Here is a 5,361-nt window from a genome sequence, read left to right on the forward strand (position 1 = left end):
GATTACATCGAACATTGCTTGGAACAGCTATCTCCCCCCAACTGTGATCTCAATAGTCTCTTACCTTGGCATGTTAATCTAAGCAAGGCGTAGTTCGCCGGACGCTCACATAACACTGGAGGCCATTCAAGGTTGGATCGGCTTATTAAATATAATTTCATCATAAGGACAGAAAATTTTTCCAGTTATACAATTTCAATAAGTGCGGAGGGATTTTATGACGGATCTTGTTATGGTATTCAGGTAATTGTGACCAGTGTAGTCCTGGACGTAAATGATGCGCTGTATGATAACCTAAATTACATGTTAATACATTGTAGAACTTACCCTCAATATTATATGATGCATGAAATTTGTCTTTACTACGTAAACCACTATGGTGCTTGTAAGTGCTGGCTATTGTTGCAAATAACACGATAACAGGCACGAGAATATAAGCAACAATAAAATTCATACCAAGAGTGAGAACACCAATAATAGTCAGTGTTAATGTAATAAACCCATATAGGATAAAACGTTTTAAGATTTTTTTATGTTTCAAGCCTACCTTCACCATCAGCCAGTATGATAAAACTGTCGTTTTAATTGAATATTCCACAAAAGACATTTGCCTACCTCCAGGCTTTGTCCATCGAGCCTCATCAATTATGCCGGAGTCATTTTCATGTTCAGTATGTTGATTTAAATAATGTACATGATGACCCAGAACGTGATGTAAGGTCCAACCGTAACTAATAACACCCGTTTGAAATGTGAGCACCATTTCAAACACTCTATTGAGGCCGCTCCATTTAAATACAGGGTGATGCTGCTGATGATGATTGTATGCCGTGCTGGTAGCCAACAATGGCAGGAGTATTAACGAACAGACAAATGTCCAAATAAGGCTTAATTGAAAGCAAATTATAAATTGAAATATAGCAAGTGACATAATGTAAAATACTGGCAGATAATCGGCAGAATGTTTAAAGGGGTTGATGTTCATCACATCCTCCTTCTAATAGTAAATGTCCACGTTTTAGACGTTTTTTGCCTTGTGTAACATCATACAATTTGATTATCCGTTTAAATATCGATTCTTGTATATAATTGATACCATGTCGCTGACATAATCGTTTTATTTTAGGTTGTAGTCGTACGTACTGTGAAGCTGGTAGATCGGGGAAAAGATGATGTTCAATTTGATAGTTTAGATAACCGCTAAAATAATCACGCCAGAAGCCACCAGTATGATAATTCGATGTGCTTGCTATTTGCATTAGATAAAATTCAGACCTATCATTAAAATGTTGATTATGTAGGCTTATATCTTCTCCATGATGACTGGGTACAATGAGAAGGAAAGTATGCCAATTGGTGATAACTTCTGCGCCAATCCTATTGAGCAGGACAAATAGTACGGCGTACCAGCCTAATGGGAAAAATAGTAAGGGTAGAATAATGAAATGACAAACAATATAAGGTAAATAGCACCGGAGTATTATTTCACGTCGGTATAAGACATAATTCTTGATGTGTGAATAGTTTTTCTTTTCGTTCATTGCTTTAATGGTGTTTGGCGCATAATATAAAGCCTTCCACAATGAAACCCAAAGCCCCCATGATAGCATTGAGAGGATACGTGACAGCCAATTATTTTGGCTTAACTTCGACGATTTCTGGCGATAAGAGATCTGATCCGGATCGAGAGATTCATTGGTATTGAGGTGATGCAGAACGTTATGTTCATGCTTCCAAGCTGCTGGATATACCCAATCTGGCCAATGTAGAAAACGAGACCAGCCAGTAGCGAACCGCTGGCTATGATATTTCTTTGGGATCCCTTTAATTCTATTGTAACCACCATGACAAACATGATGTGCAACAATACACCACATATTTGTTAAAGCAAACGAGATAAACAGCATGCTGATTGGATTAGGAATGATCCAAGCAGTTGAGAAACCAAGCAATAAAAATATACGATTAATCCAAATGATTTTACGTAAATGCTGATAATCGACTAAAGAAATATTTTCATAAGACTCTTTCTTCAGCTGCAGTAATTCGTCTACAAATTGATTCTTGTCAGTGGTTTCTTCATTCATACCAAACTCCTTACAGAAATATTTTACTATTGAAGTATCACTTCTTGTTGGCTTTTCCTTATGCTGCCTTTGCACTACAAAGTGACACCAAAACAACAATATCCTTTGAGTAATCTGGCTAAGATCATATAGCCTAAGAGAGCTGACTATACATGCAAAACATTTACATAACTATTAGTAACCATTGGTTTAATACTTAAATTCATACTTAACTAATACCTCACTAATACTAAACAGATAAAAACCTCGTTAAAACAGAGATAATTAATACTAAACTCCTATTGTCCATTAAAGGGTAGGACTTACGCATTGAGAGAAGCTTGGCGGTAATGCTACCCTGATATCAAAAGGCGCTATTTTGGGGGGGGGTAAGCTTGGAACTTAAAGCTACTTGCTGAAACAATGGGTAACGCAAATGAAGAGACTGTTCGTGAGCTTAGAGATCCCCTCATTTTTTGATCTTTAAATAATGCCGATTATTAACCCAATTTTTTAATCAAAAGATGATGTTTGAGGACAATCATTATGACTGCTAAATTTAGTATGCGTGAATTAAAAACGGTTTGGACTCACCTCCATCTAAATACACCTAATTAGGTTATATTATGAATACTAATAAAATCAGACGTGTCAAGAATGAAATTAAATCTCATCAACACTATGATATTGATTTAAATGTTAAATTTCAATCAACAATGAAAAAGATAAGACATAGTTTATCTCACTACGATGTCAATAAAGTGAGTGATCTCATCCCTTCTGGTAATATTTTTGTATACTTTTTTATAAAACTATTTTTTAGATTTTTTGAATTATTCTCATTAAAAGAAATCAATGAGTCTACAAAATCAACTTACGTTTTAAACCAAAGGCAAGATGCGACAATATTTGTTTCCAACCATGTATCTCATAGTGATCCATTTGTTATTTCTGAACTTTTTTCGCGACATCGAACAAGCTCATCCTATATTTTATTTTTTACTTCCTCTCACTTGAATGTCTTTCCACTCAATATTTTTTATAAAGCTGGCACGAGCTTTATAAAAAGAAATGATGAGATGGATGAGCAAGATAAATTACTGTTATTGGATTATATTAGCGAATCAAAAAGTCATGATCTCTCTTTTTTACTTTATCCAGAAGGTACTTTGTCAGTATCTGGCAACGCCATAAAAATGAAATTAGGCCTATTAAAGTACCTACTAAAAGCGGATTATGAAAATATGGTTATTGTTAAAATGCAATACACTAGGATACTAGATTTTGATTTACATCCAATAGTAAGGGAAAAAAGTCAATGGCCAAAAAACCAATCCCTATCTCTCCGATTAATGGTTGAACGTTTAAAATATATAATCAATTACTCTAGTGCCGTCTATGTTGATACAAAAAAAATATCATTGCAGCCTTTCTCAGAAAACAATATCGAAAGCTTAGCAAATGAAATAGGGTTTCAACTGAATAGTTTGTTTTTATTTGGTGATATAGAAAAAATAGAAACAGCTATTTTTACAAATAAGGATGAAAAAGTAAATATAGAGACGTTATATCACTCAATCCAGAATTTCCTAGATAGTCAAAGTATTGAAGAGACTAAAAAAATCATCATTAAGATATGTCATACATTTAACTTTAAAATAATCAACAATGAAATCATCCTTAATAAAAAAGGACACGATGAACTTTTTACCGCAATCAATCAATATATTTATGCTTGGCTACCTTATGCCCTGAAAGCCAATAACTACGAACTAACACCAGTAGAAATGGAATGCCTGTTTTTAAACAACATTAAGTATAAAGAAATGATGGAAATGAAATTAAATGACAAATACATCAATAACTTTAAAAACTTTAACATTGAAAATCATTTAAATGTAATAGTAAAAAGTTTCGATATTAGATAGGCGTTGTGTTGCCTCAAGAAGTCAACTTTTTATGTGGGTTACGATCAACGCCTCTGAACACGTCACAGGAAACGATATCTCATGGGAAAATCCAAGCATCACCAAGCGTGCCCAGACAGTTGAAATCAAGTATCGAAACCCGTGTCGTGGAGCGATATCCCCCATTTTATTCTGGATGCCACTGGACTTAAAATATATGGATAAGGTGGATGAAAGATGCACAAGCATGGCACAGAAAAATACAGTACTTGACGTAAGTGACATCTGGCTTTGTATACGGCGACCCACAAGGTCATTGCTGCAGAAGTGAATATGACCAATGTTGCAGAGACTTGTTCTATCCGATGTCCACGGTTGAAATGACAAAAATACATCAAACTGAATAAATAGATCAGGTGTACGGATTCCCCCCCCCTAACAGTAAAAGAGCGATAGACAAATACAAAACGAATACTTAACATGATAGCGCAGAGGATTAAACCCAATGCGAGACCCAACCATAGACTCGTATCACCATAACCAAGATAAAAAGTCAAAAATGCGCCCAACGGAAGAGAAATCAACCAAAAAGCAGCAAAAACAAATACAGTGGGCCAATACACATCCTTGTAGCCTTTTAGTGCCCCCATACTAATTAATTGCACTGAATCAAAAATGAGGAAGGCCCCCACTATCACTAAAAGCTTTGTCGTTAAATCAATAAGTTCTAAATCGGTAAAAAACCATATCAAGAATTCTCTACCTTGAAAGATAAAAATAACGGCAACGCTCCCCATAAACAAAACCCCCATAATTTGCGCCCCTATTAATATCGTTAAACATTCTGATGATGATTTTTTTTCTCCTAAAACATGTCCAATTCTAATTGTCACGGCAAGTGACAACCCTATGGGAATGATAGAGCCTATAATGACACAAACCAGTGCAATCTGATGTGAAGCAAGCGCAATGGTCCCTATCATGCCCATAAATATGGCCGTAATAGAAAATGCCCCATTGGTAATGAGTCCCTGCCCAGCAATCACTAATGACACTTTTAATAAGTTTGTCAAACGCCTAAGACTCACTGGCTGAATCCATTGCTTAGGGCGATATGGCGCTAATTTTTTTGACTGGAACACATATAAAAATGCAACAATGAGAGACAATACTCTCGCGATGAAGGTCGCAAGCCCCGCACCCAATAATCCTAATTCGGGAGCGCCAAACTTGCCAAATATTAATATATAATTTAATAAAATATTTAATATAACAGCACCTAGGGGGCGTTGACAATTACGCTAACCAAATCATAGAAGCAGCTAATTGAAGCGTCCCTAAATAGTACTTAGCCTTTCTCTCATAGCGCGTAGCCACTCTACGGAACT

The 5,361-nt window shown here is 35.6% G+C and carries 4 protein-coding genes; 1 reads left to right on the plus strand and 3 read right to left on the minus strand.

The annotated features are described in order from the left end of the window. Positions 1-160: 160 nt before the first annotated feature. Positions 161-985, minus strand: coding sequence for a fatty acid desaturase (locus tag L2764_RS25500; RefSeq protein ID WP_248943171.1), 825 nt, complete (start codon positions 983-985; stop codon positions 161-163). Then, positions 966-2,087: a fatty acid desaturase family protein gene (locus tag L2764_RS25505; protein ID WP_248943172.1), complete on the minus strand. Its 1,122-nt coding sequence runs from the start codon at positions 2,085-2,087 to the stop codon at positions 966-968. Before L2764_RS25505 ends, L2764_RS25500 begins: the two co-directional genes overlap by 20 nt. 605 nt (positions 2,088-2,692) lie before the next feature. On the opposite strand from L2764_RS25505, the gene L2764_RS25510 reads away from it, so the two are divergent. Beyond that, a complete protein-coding gene (locus L2764_RS25510; protein WP_248943173.1) occupies positions 2,693-3,994 on the plus strand; it encodes a 1-acyl-sn-glycerol-3-phosphate acyltransferase in 1,302 nt (433 codons plus the stop codon). A 125-nt stretch (positions 3,995-4,119) separates the two neighbouring features. Here L2764_RS25510 and L2764_RS25515 read toward each other — a convergent pair whose 3' ends face one another. Next, a complete protein-coding gene (locus L2764_RS25515; RefSeq protein ID WP_248943174.1) occupies positions 4,120-5,061 on the minus strand; it encodes an MATE family efflux transporter in 942 nt (313 codons plus the stop codon). Positions 5,062-5,361 lie beyond the last annotated feature (300 nt).

The sequence above is a fragment of the Shewanella surugensis genome (assembly GCF_023284005.1).
Taxonomy (GTDB): domain Bacteria; phylum Pseudomonadota; class Gammaproteobacteria; order Enterobacterales; family Shewanellaceae; genus Shewanella; species Shewanella surugensis.